A 17,398-nucleotide genomic window follows, 5' to 3' on the forward strand; every position below is an offset into this window, starting at 1 on the left:
CAGAATAGTATAGTGATTGATTGGTAGTTTGGAGATATTAGGAAAAGAAAGGAGTAATTGTTGTAAAATGTTTTGTTTTTAACATTTAAAAAAATAAAACAAAAATATTGTACATTTTGTGAAAAAATGAGAGGAATTAAAAACAAGCTATTGCTTTCGAAGCGTCTCATTTAGAACCGTTTTTAATTCGTTGCTGTTTAAAAAGCAGCTTACCTGAAAGAGTATTTCATAGTTGCGATTTAAAATACAGGAAACCGGAAAAGAAAGTTGCTGATCATCCATGCGTCCGAGTTCATAAGCCAGGTCATGATATCCGGAAGCCCGGAAAGGGAAGACTTTATCGTGGAATACAATAGTAGTCTTACTTTCAGCATCAAAACCAATAAAATAGAATTGATCGTTTAAAAGCGAAATGATTTCCGGATTTTTGAATGTCGTTTTTTGCATCATCTGGCAATACTTACACCAGGAAGTATGGATAAAAACAAAATACGGTTTCGGATTTATCTTAGCCTGTTTTTCAGCTTCTTCAAAAGTATAGGTTTTCAATTGGGCTCGTCCCGGTGGAACGGCCCAAAAGAAAAATACCAGTATCAGGATAAATGACTTCATTATTTTAAAGTATAGCGCAATCCAAGGAAACCGCGAATGCCTTGGTTTGGTCCGTAAACATAACTCGGATCAAAGGTTAGTGCATACGGATTATCCGGTGTTGCAATTACATTTCCGTTGGTGTCGTGCTGTACGTTATGATCAAACGGATCATTGGCACGGGCAATAATAAAGGGATTTCCTTTATTCGGTGTCCAGTTCAGTAAATTTTTAACACCACCATAAATTTCGAAATTTTTTAGCTTGGTGTAGGTCAGTTGTATGTTTTGAATACTCCACACCGGCGAATATTCTTTTCTTGGATCCAACGGGCCTAACAACGGTAAACGCATCGGTCCGTAAAGATTTCCGGTATAATCGATATCCAGATACAATTTCGGAATTTTATACGAAATCGCCCAGGTTCCGGAAAAACGTTCCGTTAGCATCTGTCGTGTGGTGACACCGTTTTCGGTTTTATTCACATCCATATAGGTTGCGCCAAGAATGACTTTTAAACCATTGTTAAACACCATATCGATATTGGCACTGATTCCTTTGGTAATGGCATGTCCGTCCAGGTTTTTATAGATAATCTGATTCGGGTTGGTGTCGTAATCCGGAATAATGGAATTGGTAAAATAGGTATACCACGCACTCGTTTCAAGTCCGATAAAATTCCCGTTTTCGCTATAGAATTTTTTCAGATAATTCAGGTTGACGTTATACGAGCGTTCGGGTTTTAAATCACCTACCACAATTACATCGCGCGAACCGGTAAGTGCGGCATGTTCTTCGGTAAACAAATTGACAATACGGAAACCGGTTCCGGCATTTAGTCGGATAATATTGGTATCGTCCACTTTCCATTTATAGGCAAAACGAGGCGTGAAAATAGAACCGTGGTTGCTGTTGTAATCGTATCGGGCACCTAATAAAATACTGTGTTTTTTGGCGAAAGAAATTTCATCCTGCACAAACAAACTGGGAATCCAGGTTTCATCGGCGGTAACCGTAGCCGGCGTATTATCGTTATACAACTGATAACGGACAGCCGTACCAAATAACAAATCGTGATTTTTAATCTTTTTATCCCAGGTAAGTTGTCCGAAACCAATACGCTGAATGGCCATAAAAGGGGAATTACCATAAACAGAATTCTGATCGTGATCGGTATAGGAAAACGAAAGCAGCATTTTTTCGCTCACCGGTAGTTCGTAGGCACCAATCAGTTCCCAGCGTTTGGTGTAAATACTTTCCCCGTAAACTTCGTCGCCACCGCGGTATTTCTTTTCCCATTGCATCTCACCGCCCCAACGATCTTCATAAAAATAACGTCCGGCAATTGAAAATAGTTTATTGCTTTTCCGGTTAAAATTCCATTTCTGAAAAACTGAAACCCGATCCTGTAACGTGACATCGGTGAAATTATCATTGTTTTTGTCGATAGGATTGCTGTAATTAAAATAATTGACACCGGTTAAAAAGGAAACCGATTTTCCGATATTGGATTTAAAACCCAAATCGGTATTCAGTTCGCCCCAACTGGTTCCGAAAGCATCGGCCGAAAATACCGGCGCATTTTTCGGGCTTTTGGTGATAATATTGATCAGTCCGCCTACGGCTTCACTGCCATATAAAGAAGACGCAGGTCCTTTTACAACTTCTACCCGTTCCAACAGCGAGTTTGGAATACCCGACAAGCCATAGACGGTCGACAAGCCACTTACAATAGGCATTCCGTCAATCAAAACCAAAGTATAGGGGCCTTCCAATCCGTTAATATGAATATCGCCAGTGTTACAAACGTTACAGTTAAGTTGCGGACGTACCCCGTTTACATTTTGTAAAGCCTCAAAAATATTGGAAGTGGGATTCTTTTTAAAGAAAGTAGGTTTGTACACTTCAACGGGAACAGGGCTTTCGAGTCTGTTCACCGCTTTCAGTGTACCGGTCACTACGACTTCGTCCAGCGACTGGTTTTCTTTCAGATCGAAATGGACCATTGCCGGAGTCGCGTTATGAATCGTTATATTTTTTCGTTGCGAACGGAAACCGGTAAAGCTTACCTGAATTTCGTAGGTTCCATCCGAAACGTTTTCAATTGTAAAAAGCCCGTTGGCATCGGTCGAAGCGCCGAGCTGCGTTTTAGCAATAACCACATTGGCATAGTGTAGCGGAACGCCATCGGAAGTGACTTTCCCTTTTAGTGTAGTTTGAGCCGAAACGGAGTAACCACTTAAAAGGCAGGTAAAAAAGAGTAGGATTAGATTTTTCACAATATTATTTTAGATTAAAACGAAATTAAAATTTAGACAAAACTAAAAATATTTTTTGAATCAAAAAAATTTGTATTTTTGAAAACATAAAATTTATCCATGACGCATTCAGAAGAGAACTATTTAAAAGTCATCTACCACCTATCGGTTGTTTCGCCAAGAGGTGTTAATACCAACGCCATTGCCGGAATGATCGAAAGTAAAGCCTCGTCGGTTACCGATATGGTTAAAAAACTGGCCGAAAAAGACCTAATCCTGTACCAAAAATACCAAGGGGTAACCTTAACGGAAAAAGGCTTGTTGGCAGCAAAGATGATTGTACGAAAGCATCGTTTATGGGAGGTGTTTCTGGTTGAAAAACTCGATTTTACCTGGGATGAGGTACACGATGTGGCTGAAGAACTGGAACATATCAAATCGGAAAAACTGATCAATAAGCTGGATGCCTTTTTAGGCTTTCCGACAGAAGATCCGCATGGTGATCCGATTCCGAATGCAAAAGGAGAGATTAAAAAGATAGACAAACAATTGTTATCCGACCTGGAAACAGGACAAAAAGGGATATGTGTGGGTGTAAAAGACTCTGCTTCGAGTTTTTTACAATATCTTGACAAACAGCAAATCGCATTGGGATCGAAAATCGAGATCATCGGTAAGGAAACTTTTGATATGTCGCTAACGATTATTGTAGACGGAAAAGAAATGATTATATCGAATAAGATTGCGAATAATCTCTTTGTGAAATTAGCCACCTGATTATGACGCGAAAAACAACAAATTCACTGGAAGAAGTACACGAATCGGTTGCCATAGTACAAAATACGTCGATATGGAAAAAAATCCTGGCCTTTTTTGGCCCGGCCTATATGGTGAGTGTCGGTTATATGGATCCGGGAAACTGGGCAACCGATATTGCCGGAGGGAGCCAGTTTGGTTATAAACTGATTTGGGTATTGTTGATGTCCAATATTATGGCGCTATTACTACAAAGCCTTAGCGCCCGGTTGGGAATTGTCCGCCAGCGGGATTTGGCTCAGGCCTCGCGCGATACGTATTCCCGTCCGGTGAATATGGTGTTGTATATTTTGGCGGAGATCGCTATTGCGGCCTGTGACCTTGCGGAAGTGCTCGGAATGGCTATCGGATTGCAATTGTTATTTGATATTCCGTTGCTTTGGGGGGTTAGTATTACGATGTTGGATACTTTTTTACTGTTGTTTTTACTCAACAAAGGAATCCGGAAAATGGAAGCTTTTATTATCGCATTGATTGCTATTATCGGTTTGTCATTCCTGATCGAAATGTTTCTGGCAAAACCGGATGTCACCGAAATTGCCCGGGGACTTATCCCTTCCATACCCGATAGTACGGCTTTATATATTGCCATCGGAATCATCGGAGCCACGGTCATGCCGCACAATCTTTACCTGCATTCGTCATTGGTTCAGACACGGAAATTCGATCGCAGCAAAAAAGGAATCAAACAGGCAATCCGATATAATTTTCTTGATTCGTTTCTGGCGTTAAATATGGCCTTTTTTGTCAATGCGGCGATTTTGATTTTAGCCGCGGCCGCTTTTTATAAAAACGGAATGCACGAAGTGGCCGAAATTCAGGATGCACACCGATTACTGGAGCCCTTACTGGGAACGCATTGGGCTTCGATCTTATTTGCTGTGGCATTGATTGCCGCCGGACAGAGTTCTACGATAACCGGAACATTGGCCGGACAAATTGTAATGGAAGGTTATCTGAATTTGCGGATTCAGCCGTGGGTGCGTCGGATCATTACCCGTTTAATTGCGATAGTCCCGGCGTTGGTAGCGATCATTTATTTTGGGGAAGCCGCCACCGGAAAATTACTATTATTAAGTCAGGTGATTTTAAGTTTACAATTGGGATTTGCGATCATACCGTTAATTCATTTTGTTAGTGATAAAACAAAAATGCAGGGATTTGCCATTGGGAAATGGACTAAAATAGCATCATGGCTTATCGCGCTGATTATTGTAACGCTAAACGCAAAACTGGTTTATGATGAAATTGAAACCTGGATTACAACTTCCGAACATCCTATATATATCTGGTTGTTTGTAGTACCCATTGCTATTTGTGCGACTTTTTTACTACTCTATATCATCGTAAAACCATTTATAGAAAAAAACAGAGCGATTCCGAATCTGGTTCCGCATATCAATGAAATCGTAGTAAGCGAATCCAATGAACCGATCGTATATTCCAAAATAGCCATTGCGCTGGATTTTTCAAAAACGGATCAGAAGAGTATTGCGAGTGCTTTACAATTGGGCGGAAAAACGGCGCATTATACGATTATCCACGTAGTGGAAACGGTAGGTGCGATGGTACACGGGAATGAAACCCATGACTATGAAACAACCAGTGATCATTACTATCTGGAAGAATATCAGAAAGCATTGGAAGCGCGCGGTTACCGGGTGAGTAGTATACTGGATTTCGGAAGTCCGAAAAAAAGTATTGCCAAAGTGGTAAATGAAAACGATTTCGATATATTGGTTTTGGGCGCACACGGACACAACTGGTTTAAAGACCTGTTGTTTGGTACTACGGTCGACGCGGTACGGCACAAAATCACCATTCCGCTTTTAGTCGTTAAAGACCATTAACTGCAACCGCAATCCGGTCCACCGCAATTTTTCTTTTTCTTTTTCCAGAAGTATTTTCGGACAAAGAAAAGTACGGCTGCGGCCAGAATTACATATACTGCTATTTGTTGAAAATCGATCATGATTATTGCAAAATTTGATACGCAACCAGTGAAACGACATACGCAAATCCACTCATAAACACCAATTGAATCATCGGCCATTTCCAGGAATTGGTCTCTTTTTTAGTGATAGCCAGTGTTGAGATACACTGCATCGCAAAAGCATAGAACAACAATAGGGAAACGCCGGTGGCAAGATTAAATACTTTTCCGCCGGTAATCGGATTGATCTCGGCATTCATTCGGTTTTTAATTGTGGTTTCTTCTTCGGAATGACTTCCTACACTGTAAATCGTCGCCAAAGTTCCTACAAAAACTTCACGAGCGGCAAAGGAAGTCACCACAGCGATACCGATTTTCCAGTCATATCCCAACGGGCGGATCACCGGTTCGATCGATTTTCCGATTATCCCGATATAGGAATTTTCTAATTTATACGAAGCAACCAAATCGTCTTTTTCGCCGCTAATTTTATTTTGAGCCAACTCCTGTTCGATAATTTGTTCGGCATTTTTAAAGTTACCGCCTGGCCCATGCGAACCCAGGAACCATAAAATAACAGACAGTGCCAGGATAATTTTACCGGCTCCAAAAACAAAGGCTTTGGTTTTTTCGATCACATTTAAGGCTACGTTTTTAAATAACGGCACTTTGTAATCTGGCATTTCAATCACAAAATAAGATTTCCCTTTTACTTTCAGGATTTTGTTCAGAATATAAGCCGATAAAATCGCCATTCCGAAACCTAACAGGTATAAGGTCATTAATGTTAATCCTTGTAAATTGAAAATACCCAATAGGTGTTTTTCTGGGATGATCAATGAAATTAAGATCGCATATACCGGTAAACGGGCCGAACAAGTCGTAAAAGGCGTTACCAATATGGTGATCAGTCTTTCTTTCCAACTTTCGATGTTACGGGCTGCCATAATCGCCGGGATCGCACATGCCGTTCCGGAAATTAAAGGCACCACACTTTTACCACTCAGTCCAAAGCGACGCATGATTTTGTCCATCAGGAACACCACACGACTCATATAACCGCTTTCTTCCAAAATGGAAATAAACAGGAACAGGAATGCAATTTGCGGAATAAAAATAATGATACCGCCCAGTCCGGGAATGATCCCTTCCGAAATCAGATCGGTTAATAATCCGGGAGGTAGGTTTTCGGCAGCATAAGCACTTAGTGATGCAAAACTTTCATCGATAAAATCCATCGGAATACTCGACCAGCTAAAAATCGACTGGAAGATTAACAGAAGGATACCGAAAAAGATGATATAACCGAAAAATTTATGCGTTAAAACACGATCCAGTCGGGCGCGGATATCAGTTGCCTCTTCGCGGTTAACGGTATAACCCACTTTTAGGACATCGTTGATAAACTGGTAGCGTTTTATGGTTTCTTTTTGTTGCAATCGTTTTAATTCCGCATCCGATTTGACAAACGATTGGATCGAAACTTCGTTGCGGTGCAGGTTTCCAAAATTTACATCCTGCGTAATCACCAGCCACAATTTATATAACAGCTGATTTGGGAAAGCATGACGCAGATTGTTAAAATACTCCGGATCGATTTCGGAAGCATTCAAACAAGGCTCGGTAGAGAGCTCTTTATAATTGATGATCAGGTTTTTCAGGTTGTCGATTCCCGTTTTTTTGCGGGAACTTACCAAAGCGATTTTGGTTTTTAATTCCTTTTCCAAATACGGAATATCCAATGTGATCCCTTTCTGTTCCATACGGTCGGACATGTTGATCACCAAAATGGTAGGGATTTCCAGATCTTTTATCTGAGTAAAAAGCAGCAAGTTTCGTTTTAAGTTTTCCACTTCGGAAACCACCACGGCAACATCGGGAAAATCCTTGTCGTTTTTATTCATCAACAACTCGATCACGACATTTTCGTCGAGTGAGCTGGCGTTTAAACTATAGGTTCCCGGTAGGTCAAGAATAGACGCTTTAACGGAAGGGGATAATTTGGAGACCCCTTGCTTTTTGTCGACCGTGATACCCGGGTAGTTTCCTACTTTTTGATTTAAACCGGTTAGCTGATTAAAAACGGATGTTTTTCCGGTGTTCGGATTACCTATTAAGGCTACTTTTAACGTGCTTGTACTCATGAACTTATTCCTTTATAATCTCAACCTCAATTTGTCTGGCGGTTTCAAGGCGAATCGCTACGTGGCTGTCGTTAACGTTAATATATAACGGATCACCCAGTGGCGCCACTTGTAACAACTCTACGGTATTGCCGGGAAGGCATCCCATTTCCAGTAGTTTAAGAGGGATAACGTCAACATTAAAGTCGTTAATCAAAGCTTTCTGTCCTTTTTTTATTTGTGCTAACGTAATTTTCACCTTATTTAGATTGAATTAAAATAGAACTACAAAAGTAAGCATTTAAAACGGATACGCCATGTTAAAACGGACTTTCACATTTTTTTATGAATCCGCTTAAGGCGATTATTTTTCCTGAGCCGACAACCAGTTGATGTCGTCAAGTAGTCGTTGCACATCCTCCATTTTAGTTCCGTCGTAAAAACCGCGGACACGACGTTTACTGTCAACTAACACAAAATTTTCGGTATGTACCATATCGTAAAGTTCTTCCGGTTTTCCGGTTTTAACAGCCAGATACGATTTACGGGCAATATAATAAATGTCTTTTTTATCGCCGGTAACCAAATTCCATTTACTGTCGATCACGCCTTTTTCCAGCGCATATTTTTTTAACACCGGTACACTATCGATATCGGGTGTTACCGAGTGCGATAACAACATTACCTTAGGATTGTTTTTGATTTTGTCCTGAAGCCATGCCATATTGGTAGTCATGATCGGACAAATAGTTGGACAAGTGGTAAAAAAGAAATCGGCCACATAGATTTTCCCTTCGTAATCCTTTTGAGTAATCGTTTTCCCGTTTTGATTTACAAAAGCAAAATCGGCAATAGTATGTTTATTGGCTACGTGTTGTATTGTAGTGTCCACCAATTCCGGATTAACCATCGATGGTGTATAGATAGGCAAGTGTTTTTTAGGCGTCAGTGCATTATAAAAAAGCGTAATGATAATGGCAGAAAGAACAAAAAGAACGATAAAAAACAGTCGGTATTTTTTGAAAAAGCGAAGCATGATATAATTTTTTGCAAAAATATAAAGAAGTTCGCTATTAGGGGGTTAAATATTGCCTAAATCACAACAGGTTTAATTTTAACAAATAAAAAAAGCGATTCGGCTATGAATTCTTATTTTTGTTATCCTAAACACAAATAGCAACCAAAATTAACAATATGGAAATAAAAATGAATAAAGGCGTATTACTTGGCGCAACCGCTACGTTGGTTTTGTTTTCCTGTAAATCAGGACAGACTACCGCATCGGCCGACAAGCAAGCGACGCATCCGGGTATCAATTTGAGCTATATGGACAAATCGGTTAAACCGGGTGACGATTTCTTCCGTTATGTAAACGGAACCTGGTATGACAAAACCGAAATCCCAAGCGATAAAACCCGTTGGGGAAGTTTTGACGAACTACGCCAGAATACGGATAAAGATGCATTAGTGATCTTAAAAAAAGCGGCTGCCGACAAAAATCTGGATCCGAATTCCGATCAGGCGAAAGCGGTAAATGTGTATAAAACATTTATGGATACCATTGCCCGAGACAAAAGAGGTATTGATCCGATTAAAGCGACATTAGCCAAAATCAATGCGGTTAAAAACGTACAGGATCTGAATGCGCTTTTACTGGAAATGGAATCGGAAGGCGGTATGGGATTCTATGGAATGGGAGTAGGAGCCGATGCTAAAAACAGTAACCGTAACGTAGTATATGTAGGTTTGGGAAGTCTTGGATTACCGGATCGTGATTATTATGTGTCGGATGATGCCGATTCAAAAGAAAAAAGAGAGAAATACGTAGCCCACGTAGCGCGTATGTTGCAGTTTTTAGGTGAAGGACCAAGTCAGGCGAAAGAAGATGCGAATAAAGTATTGGCATTGGAAACGGCTTTGGCCAAACCAAGACTGGATCGTGTGGAACGTCGCGACAGACGAAAAACTTACAACCCGATGCGTGTGGCTGATTTACAAAAATTGACACCATCGGTAAACTGGAAAAACTATTTTGACGGATTAGGCGTACAAAACCTGGATTCGTTAGTGGTATCACAACCGCGTTATATGACAGCTTTGGAAGATATCTTCAAACAAAATGACGTAGACAGTTGGAAAGCCTATTTGCGTTGGACATTGATCAATAAATCGACAGGTGTTTTAACAACCGATATCGAAAATGCCAACTGGGATTTCTACAGCAAAACATTACAGGGTGCAATCAAACAACGTCCGAGAGAAGAAAGAGCGTTACAGGTTGTAAACGGAACGGTAGGTGAAGCCTTAGGAAAATTATATGTAGCCGAAAAATTCCCGGCCGAAGCAAAAGCGAAAGCCAAAGCGATGATCGAAAACGTATTCTTAGCTTTCGAAAACCGTATCAACCGTTTGCCTTGGATGACCCCGGCAACCAAACAGGGTGCGATCCAAAAATTACGTAAGTCGACCGTTAAAATCGGATATCCGGACAAATGGAAAGATTATTCCAAATTGGTAATTACAGGACCAGCTAATGGTGGTGCGTATTATGAAAATATGAAAAACGTAGCCCGTTGGGGATTCCAGGAAAATATCGACGATTTGAAAAAGCCGGTAGACAAAACCCGTTGGGGAATGTCGCCGCAAACGGTAAACGCGTATTTCAACCCGTCGTATAACGAAATCGTATTCCCGGCTGCTATCTTACAACCGCCATTCTACGATTATAAAGCAGACGAAGCCGTAAACTACGGTGGAATCGGAGCGGTTATCGGACACGAAATTTCACACGGATTTGATGATTCCGGAGCGCGTTATAATGCCGATGGAAATTTAGTAAACTGGTGGACAGACGAAGATTTAAAACAATTTACCGGTTTAGGAGGTGCTTTGGCAGCGCAATACAGTGCTTTGGAGCCACTACCGGGAACTTTTGTAGATGGTAAATTTACATTAGGAGAAAATATTGGTGACCTTGGTGGTGTTAATGCTGCTTATGACGGACTACAATTATTCCTTAAGAAAAACGGAAACCCGGGCTTAATCGACGGATTTACACCGGAACAACGTTTCTTTATTTCATGGGCGACCATCTGGCGTTCGAAAATGAGAGACGAGGCGATTAAAAATCAGGTAAAAACCGACCCGCACTCACCGGGAATGTACCGTGCTTATGTGCCGTTGCAAAATGTGGATGCTTTCTACGAAGCATTTAGCATTAAACCGGGCGATAAATTATATGTAAAACCGGAAGACAGAGTTAAGATCTGGTAATGAAAAAGCCCCCGCTAATGCGGGGGCTTTTTTTATAAATCGGAGTTTTATTTTTTCTGAATCACGATTTTCTGAGTGATTGTCGGTTGGTTTTCCGAATCGATCCGGATGATATACATTCCTTCGGAAAGTGCCTGCAGTGACAGGACATCATTCGGACCGGTTAACGGTTGTTGTAGTACGGTTTTACCGGTGATATCGATAAGGGAAACATTGGCTTGTTTTACTTCCAGGTTGTTAAAATCGATATTTAAAATATCTTTAGTCGGATTTGGATAAATCAGCATATTGTCGTTTACCGAAATCGTCGCTGTTTTTTCAAAATCCAACTCCGGTTCCGTTGCTTTCATATTCTGATTTGGTAATTCGCCGCGATACATAGACGCCAGAGATGCTTCGTACCATTCTCTATACCAGAACCACCATCCGGAACTTCTCTTAATATATTGGATGTTAAAAATCTGATCCGGAGCCGTTGGTGCTGCTTTTACCAGGAACTGACGCGAAGGTTGGTTCAGGTACCAGTCGTTATAATAGGAACTTCCACCATTACCCCAGTTATACGACATGCCCGGTGCACCGCTACTGTAATCATAACTGGCGATCCAGTTGTTGCTAATAGCCAGGTATTCGCTATAGCCGTCGTTGTCCAGATTACCGGTCATCATTTTATAACTGTAATGCGCCGGAGTAACATTGGTAGTGGTAAAGCTGGTTCCCAATCCCTGTCCGCCGGTTAACGTCCATCCGCTACCGGTAAAACGCATAATGGCTGAAAAACTACTGGATGAATTGCTTACAAATGCATACAGCTCATCGCGGGTAGTGGTACGCATTTTTCCTTTCATATACCGTTGGATCTGTGAAATTTGTAATCCGCCAATCCATCCGGAACCGTTGTTGCTCCATATCGTTTGCGGGGAATACCATCCACCGGGAGATGAATTGAATTTTACCAGATGCGACCATCCGTTTGGATTTACGCAAAGTAATTCGTCTTTTCCGTCGCCATCGAAATCACCCACAAGGAACGTATCTTTTGGCCCCATATACCAATAGGCAATAGGTGTATTACTTCCGTTATTACTCCAGCGTTCCTTCCACGACCAGGTCGAAGGGAGGTATTCTTTAATTTGTGCCCAACTTCCGGTATCGGTACGGGATAAGATTTCGTCTTTTCCGTCACCGTCAAAATCACCGGAGTAGTAACGATCACCATAATTGCGATACCAGCATCCGAAAGTACGGTTTCCGCCATTCCCCCAAAGATGATACCAGTCGGTTCCCTGATCGCAGGAGAAATCCATAATACCGACCCAATTTCTGTCGGGATTGGCAAAGAAAATCTCTTCATCATTGTTTTCTCCGTCAAAGTTTCCGGTTAGAATATAATCGCCATCCTGCATATACCAGGTTGCCACCCATTTCAGGTTTCGGTTATTGGTCCAGGATTTTACGATTTCACTTGAATTATTCACGTTAGCATAATCGTTCAGGCAATACGCATGACTATTAATGGAATTCAGAATAATATTTCGGGTATGCGGACTAAAATACAGCGGTGTATAAGTCGATGTATACATACACATGATTGGCATATCGTTACCACTACAGGATGAGGTTCCGTAGTGTTCGTCGTCGTGTAATGAACCAAAAATATGGCCTATTTCATGAGCGGTAATACGAATTCGGGTTGGATCTTTACCAATAACGCCATAGGCAGAATAGCTGGTGCAAAGCGAGTTGGTAAATGCGATACCAACCGTTCCGCTATTCGGACGTCTTCCGGTAAAAAGTAACGCCAGATCGCGGTCTTTATTGGTATGATTGGCATTCCAGTTGTCGCGGAATTTATACAGTAAGTCGGTCGCATCATTGGTGTTGTATAACGAACCGTTATTAGGTAAAAGATTGACGTGTTTTACAATAAAAGAAATGTTGAAATAATGCGTGTAAACACATTCGACAAAAAACAGATTACTCAGGATATTGGAAGCCGAATTACTTCCGTTTTGATCACACCAGGGTTTATCACCTTCGGCAGCGATAGTCAGGAATCGCGGCGTACACTGATAGAAAAAGCCTTTTTCGGCCACAGGTGGTTCCTGAATCAACTCCTTGATTTGCGTACAACGGGAGTTTTGCGTACTGATGATGTTTCCGAGGTTAAAAACCAATAACGGATTTTCATCGGTCACAAAATTGTCACCGTTTAATTTGATAAAATCCTGAAGTGATGTATAATACAAAACTTCATTGCTTTCGGTATTCCATTTTATACCGACAAGATTGTCGTTAAAAACAGCCAGACGTGTCAGAATGGACGGATTATTATCGGCAATTCCTTTTATCGTTGGAACATTATAGTTGAGATCCGTTTCGGCAGTACGTTGGAATGTAATCTGATTTTCACCGCCTTCATAGGTAACCCCTTCGGTATAATCGAGGGCGCGCATATCGTGGCGTTGCATAGTAAACTTGGTCGTACCGGCATCGGATTTCAGAATAAATTCGAGGGCATACGGATTTTTGAGCAGGTAATCGTTTAAGGAGGTATAATTGAAATTATACGCCGAAAAACCTTCCACGCGACCGTGGAGGTATTCCTGAATTTCAGGACTTAACTGCGTCGGATGTAATTCATACACCGGCGTCTGGTTTTCCTGAGGTTGGGTGTAACTTGGAGGATCGTCCGGACTGCTGGTTTCCGGAACCTGCGCCATTGCTGCAAACGTAACGAGCAATGCCGACAGTAGGAGTAAGCTTTTTTTCATAATTTATTGTTTTTGGTGTTAATATGCTATTGGTGAATATGCGAATGCTGTAACCTGAAAACAAATGCGAAAAATTATGAGGCTTGTAATATTGAGTTGATTTTAGTGCGATTCGCACTATTTTAAAATATATTATAGGCTTAAAATGGTAATTATTGTATCAAATATAAAAAATTAATTAAATAATTGTTGTAAAAATGACTTGATATTTAAAAAACAAAATTTTTGTGATAAAAAGTGTTAAAGAAAGGTTGGGTTTGGGTGATAAAAAAAACCGGCTAGTTGCCGGTTATATACTAAAAAGGGAATGTTATTTCCGTTTGGAACGCATCGCCTTAACCTGTGTTAGTGCGGAATCCTGCGCTAGTTTTTTATAGTCGTCGGAATCGATAGCGTAGAGTGCGACTTTACCTTCGGCATTGTGATGTGTTCCCCAGCCATACCGTTTGGAAAGCGGAGAACAACGCAAACACGCCTGACTTTTAGAGAAAAAAAGTTCCCGTTCCGAATCGTAATTGGATTTTGGAATATGATTTTTCAGCGCATAAACCGCAAATAAGATATCATCGGAAGTATAGCGATACGGATTGTCGCGCAGTGTCTCAAACTGTAAATTTACAGCCGATTTTTCGCTACCGCGTAAAGGCGGAATGGCCGCTTGTGAAACTGGACAATCTTCTGCAACAGCAATAAACGTATTTTGATAATTGGTCGATTTCATGGTGTTTCGATTAAATCCCAAAGGTTCCCATACAGATCGGTAAAAATGGCCACTTTGCCCCAGGGTTCGTTAACGATGTCCCGAACGATTGAAACATTATGTTGTCGGAAATGGGATAGATCGCGTTCGATGTTGTCGGTATTCAGGAAAAAAGAAACGGTGCCACCGGTCTGATTTCCGACGCGTTCCTGTTGCTCTGGTGTTACCGCTTTGATCAAGGCAAATGCGCTACCGGAATAACCTTTTGGCGCTAGGGTTACCCAACGTCTGCCATCGTCGCCGTGGATATTTTCCAATACCAAAAACTGGAGTTTTTCGGTATAAAAAGCAATTGTTTCGTCATAGTCGTTTACCAAAAGGGTAATATGTGTGATGTTCTGTTTCATGAGTGGTAGTGGATAAGGGGTTCTTTATTTAGGAATACGCCAAATTCCTGTATTTTGTTTTCCAGCGGTTCCCGTAAGGAAGGTGTAAAGGTGTCAAAAGGATGGATGTCAATGGTTACCGTTTGTTTTTTGATGGTTCGTTTCCAGATACCAACGGCCTTTCCGTTATGCAAAATAACCGGATGAAAAATACCATTTCGGGTAACCGCTTTTTTATGGTGGTCAATAGTGAGTGTGGCCGTGCGATCCTTATAGCTAATGATACATTCGTCGAACGCCGGTAACAGATGAATCGGGTTTTCGGGAACCGATAAGCGGATTGCATTCGAAAACCAATAGGTTTCCGAACCGATAGTTGCAGACTGGAAATCGTGTCGGATCAGATCGAGTGCTTTTCGGACTTCCGACAAAGACAAGCCGGACCACCATTGGAAATCGGCCAGTGTTGCCGGCCCATGACTGGAAAAGTATTTCCGAGCCAGTTTTTCCAACGCTTCTTCCCGGCTAATAGTACTTTTTTGCGGAACCCATTCGGCTAACAACGCATAGGTAGTTTTTCCCTGTTTTATTTTTCCGCTACAGATAATGCCGTCCTGTTCAGCCAGAATTAAAATATGGGACATCCGATTGTCGTAGTTGGCAATACCATTTTGCTCGAATAAGGTTACCAGTTCCTCGCGGGTATGATGGTTGTTTTCGACCAGTGTTTTTTCCAAAATGGAATAGGAACGGGAAAGGACTTCGGGCGTTAATTCCAGTTCTTTTAGCCGACCTTTGGCCGAACCTTTAATTCGTTTGGCCGATAAATCCAGCATCCAGTAAATATCGGAAGCGGCTACTGTGTGCCAGGTTGGACGCATCACATGGGTGCGAACAATCGATCCGGAATTAAAAGCGGCTTCAATTTCGGTTTCAAAAGCACCGGGTTTTCGGATGCCTAAGGCCCATTTCGACATGGCAAAATCCTGTGCCTGAAGCGCACCCATACGGGATACGATTTCGGTACTATCCAATGCCGGGCTTTGGTGTAACCATTGGTTGTTGAGACGAAGGGTAACGATATCGGTTAAGTCCATTTGGGATCGTTTTAGCTATAAATGTACCGCTTTTTTCAAATCATAATTCGGGAATCTGGAATTCATATCCCAAAAGGCGCTGTACTTTTTCCGAGCTGATGCTTTTTCCGGACGATGGTTTTTCGTGACTGAATTGCGGTCGCGGTAATCCGAATTCCAATGCTTTTCGGGTATAATACGCTTCCCGCGTAGGATGGGAAGGCGCTACAGCATTAAAGGTTTCGTTCCAGATTTCTTTTTCGATTATTGCCAGAAGAATGCCGATACAATCCGTTTGATGGATAAAATTTATCGGAGCTTCCGGGTTTTCGATGTTTTCCTTTCCGGCGAGGAATTTTACCGGATTCCGGTCACTTCCGATCAGTCCGCCAAATCGCACAATAGTAGTCTGAAGATTCGGATTCTCACGTAAGTAGTTTTCGGCTGCCAAAAGTTGCTTTCCGCTTTCGGTATCCGGTTGCGGAATTGTGGATTCCGTTACTGTTGTATCGGTATCGGAATAGACAGAAGTGGAGCTTACAAAAAGGACTTTAGTGACCGTTGTTGAAACAATACAGGAAATAAGGGTTTGTATTTTGGCTACAAAATTTTCCCGGTTTTCACCTCTAAGCTTCGGCGGAATGTCAATAATAACGATTTCTTTTCCGGAAAGAAACGCTTCCCAGTTGCCTTCTACCTGCTCTTCACCGCATTTGATCAAAAAAGGATCGATTTGCGATTCCTGCAATACGGCTATTTTTTCGGGCGTGGTTGTTGAACCACTTACCGGATAACCGTGTTGTATCAGTTTTTTTGCCAATGGAAGCCCAAGCCAGCCGCAGCCGACAATTGCAATAGAAGGTTTCATGCTTGTGTTTTTATTGGAACAAAGTAACTTCTTTTTTGTTGATAGTTGTTCCGTTATACGATTAAAAAATCCCTTTGTGCTGTATCGCCTGACGGATATGTGCCAGATGATGTCGGGAATGCCAATGGTAGAGTCCGATGGCTTCTTTTAACGAATATAAGCGTTGATGCTGTGGATGAAAGTACAACAGATTCATATCCTGCTCTGATAAATGATCAAGCAGATAACTCCAGCGGCTGTGTATTCCTTTGATCATAAATAAAGAAGCCGAAATGTCATTGTCTTTTCCATCGGGAGTGGCGGCCCAAAGTTGTTCTTCATACGGTCGGATTGCCGGAACATTTTCGGTTAGCGTTAGTTTAAAACGGGTAAAGCTGTTCATGTGACTATCGGCCAAATGATGCACCACCTGTTTCACCGACCAGCCATCCGGTCGGTATATCCAGTTTAATTCCGTTTGCGGGAGGTCTTTTACCAATTTTTCCAGTTCCTGTGGTAATTCCTGTATCGTGGTTTTCCATTCCAGGATATGAGCCTTGTCGATTTCCGTTGGAACGATAAATTTTCCGATCGGATATTTTAATTGTTCGAGTTCCATGG

General features: G+C 41.6%; 15 protein-coding genes. 3 read left to right on the top strand and 12 right to left on the bottom strand.

Features of this window, described 5'->3' with window-relative positions; all coding sequences use genetic code 11:
- Positions 1-147 precede the first annotated feature (147 nt).
- Positions 148-612, bottom strand: coding sequence for a thioredoxin family protein (locus AAFN64_RS00550; RefSeq protein ID WP_347758896.1), 465 nt, complete (start codon positions 610-612; stop codon positions 148-150).
- Entirely contained in the window at positions 612-2,870 is a 2,259-nt protein-coding gene (locus AAFN64_RS00555; RefSeq protein WP_347758898.1) for a TonB-dependent receptor, read from the bottom strand. The genes AAFN64_RS00550 and AAFN64_RS00555 overlap by 1 nt, the downstream gene beginning before the upstream one ends.
- Before the next feature lie 99 nt (positions 2,871-2,969).
- Between AAFN64_RS00555 and AAFN64_RS00560 the strand changes: the two genes are divergently transcribed.
- Entirely contained in the window at positions 2,970-3,626 is a 657-nt protein-coding gene (locus AAFN64_RS00560; RefSeq protein WP_300488916.1) for a metal-dependent transcriptional regulator, read from the top strand.
- Between the two features lie 2 nt (positions 3,627-3,628).
- Positions 3,629-5,515: an Nramp family divalent metal transporter gene (locus AAFN64_RS00565; RefSeq protein WP_300488919.1), complete on the top strand. Its 1,887-nt coding sequence runs from the start codon at positions 3,629-3,631 to the stop codon at positions 5,513-5,515.
- Here AAFN64_RS00565 and AAFN64_RS00570 read toward each other — a convergent pair.
- From AAFN64_RS00570 to AAFN64_RS00585, 4 genes are all read right to left on the bottom strand, one after another.
- Entirely contained in the window at positions 5,512-5,637 is a 126-nt protein-coding gene (locus tag AAFN64_RS00570) for a FeoB-associated Cys-rich membrane protein (RefSeq protein WP_347758901.1), read from the bottom strand. The two genes, AAFN64_RS00565 and AAFN64_RS00570, sit on opposite strands and share 4 nt — an antisense overlap.
- A 2-nt stretch (positions 5,638-5,639) precedes the next feature.
- Positions 5,640-7,742 (bottom strand): ferrous iron transport protein B, encoded by a 2,103-nt coding sequence (feoB, locus tag AAFN64_RS00575; RefSeq protein WP_300488925.1) that lies wholly within the window; start codon positions 7,740-7,742, stop codon positions 5,640-5,642.
- A gap of 4 nt (positions 7,743-7,746) precedes the next feature.
- The gene (locus tag AAFN64_RS00580; protein ID WP_136403503.1) at positions 7,747-7,980 is read right to left on the bottom strand and encodes a FeoA family protein; all 234 of its coding nucleotides are present in this window, start codon (positions 7,978-7,980) and stop codon (positions 7,747-7,749) included.
- Between the two features lie 105 nt (positions 7,981-8,085).
- Entirely contained in the window at positions 8,086-8,757 is a 672-nt protein-coding gene (locus AAFN64_RS00585) for an SCO family protein (RefSeq protein ID WP_347758904.1), read from the bottom strand.
- Positions 8,758-8,927: 170 nt separating this feature from the next.
- Between AAFN64_RS00585 and AAFN64_RS00590 the strand changes: the two genes are divergently transcribed.
- Positions 8,928-10,994, top strand: coding sequence for a M13 family metallopeptidase (locus AAFN64_RS00590; protein ID WP_347759883.1), 2,067 nt, complete (start codon positions 8,928-8,930; stop codon positions 10,992-10,994).
- Between the two features lie 47 nt (positions 10,995-11,041).
- Here AAFN64_RS00590 and AAFN64_RS00595 read toward each other — a convergent pair whose 3' ends face one another.
- The 6 genes from AAFN64_RS00595 to AAFN64_RS00620 form a co-directional block, all read right to left on the bottom strand.
- Positions 11,042-13,768, bottom strand: coding sequence for a T9SS type A sorting domain-containing protein (locus tag AAFN64_RS00595; protein ID WP_347758906.1), 2,727 nt, complete (start codon positions 13,766-13,768; stop codon positions 11,042-11,044).
- 310 nt (positions 13,769-14,078) lie between these two features.
- Positions 14,079-14,489, bottom strand: coding sequence for a DUF6157 family protein (locus AAFN64_RS00600; protein ID WP_347758908.1), 411 nt, complete (start codon positions 14,487-14,489; stop codon positions 14,079-14,081).
- Positions 14,486-14,875 (bottom strand): VOC family protein, encoded by a 390-nt coding sequence (locus AAFN64_RS00605; RefSeq protein ID WP_347758910.1) that lies wholly within the window; start codon positions 14,873-14,875, stop codon positions 14,486-14,488. The genes AAFN64_RS00600 and AAFN64_RS00605 overlap by 4 nt, the downstream gene beginning before the upstream one ends.
- On the bottom strand, positions 14,872-15,951 hold the full coding sequence (locus AAFN64_RS00610) for a winged helix DNA-binding domain-containing protein (RefSeq protein WP_347758912.1): 1,080 nt from the start codon (positions 15,949-15,951) through the stop codon (positions 14,872-14,874). The genes AAFN64_RS00605 and AAFN64_RS00610 overlap by 4 nt, the downstream gene beginning before the upstream one ends.
- A gap of 40 nt (positions 15,952-15,991) precedes the next feature.
- Positions 15,992-16,798, bottom strand: coding sequence for an SDR family oxidoreductase (locus tag AAFN64_RS00615; protein ID WP_347758914.1), 807 nt, complete (start codon positions 16,796-16,798; stop codon positions 15,992-15,994).
- Between the two features lie 61 nt (positions 16,799-16,859).
- Entirely contained in the window at positions 16,860-17,396 is a 537-nt protein-coding gene (locus AAFN64_RS00620; protein WP_347758916.1) for a YfiT family bacillithiol transferase, read from the bottom strand.
- Positions 17,397-17,398: the final 2 nt, after the last annotated feature.

Source organism: Flavobacterium sp. CAU 1735 (assembly GCF_039888695.1).
Lineage (GTDB): Bacteria > Bacteroidota > Bacteroidia > Flavobacteriales > Flavobacteriaceae > Flavobacterium.

What these genes read in the sequence shown, in the direction of transcription:
- AAFN64_RS00620 (WP_347758916.1), bottom strand. Translation starts at nt 17,396, where the DNA reads ATGGAACTCGAACAATTAAAATATCCGATCGGAAAATTTATCGTTCCA.
- AAFN64_RS00585 (WP_347758904.1), bottom strand. Translation starts at nt 8,757, where the DNA reads ATGCTTCGCTTTTTCAAAAAATACCGACTGTTTTTTATCGTTCTTTTT.
- AAFN64_RS00595 (WP_347758906.1), bottom strand. Translation starts at nt 13,768, where the DNA reads ATGAAAAAAAGCTTACTCCTACTGTCGGCATTGCTCGTTACGTTTGCA.
- AAFN64_RS00600 (WP_347758908.1), bottom strand. Translation starts at nt 14,489, where the DNA reads ATGAAATCGACCAATTATCAAAATACGTTTATTGCTGTTGCAGAAGAT.
- feoB (WP_300488925.1), bottom strand. Translation starts at nt 7,742, where the DNA reads ATGAGTACAAGCACGTTAAAAGTAGCCTTAATAGGTAATCCGAACACC.
- AAFN64_RS00560 (WP_300488916.1), top strand. Translation starts at nt 2,970, where the DNA reads ATGACGCATTCAGAAGAGAACTATTTAAAAGTCATCTACCACCTATCG.
- AAFN64_RS00570 (WP_347758901.1), bottom strand. Translation starts at nt 5,637, where the DNA reads ATGATCGATTTTCAACAAATAGCAGTATATGTAATTCTGGCCGCAGCC.
- AAFN64_RS00605 (WP_347758910.1), bottom strand. Translation starts at nt 14,875, where the DNA reads ATGAAACAGAACATCACACATATTACCCTTTTGGTAAACGACTATGAC.
- AAFN64_RS00615 (WP_347758914.1), bottom strand. Translation starts at nt 16,798, where the DNA reads ATGAAACCTTCTATTGCAATTGTCGGCTGCGGCTGGCTTGGGCTTCCA.
- AAFN64_RS00610 (WP_347758912.1), bottom strand. Translation starts at nt 15,951, where the DNA reads ATGGACTTAACCGATATCGTTACCCTTCGTCTCAACAACCAATGGTTA.
- AAFN64_RS00590 (WP_347759883.1), top strand. Translation starts at nt 8,928, where the DNA reads ATGAATAAAGGCGTATTACTTGGCGCAACCGCTACGTTGGTTTTGTTT.
- AAFN64_RS00565 (WP_300488919.1), top strand. Translation starts at nt 3,629, where the DNA reads ATGACGCGAAAAACAACAAATTCACTGGAAGAAGTACACGAATCGGTT.
- AAFN64_RS00550 (WP_347758896.1), bottom strand. Translation starts at nt 612, where the DNA reads ATGAAGTCATTTATCCTGATACTGGTATTTTTCTTTTGGGCCGTTCCA.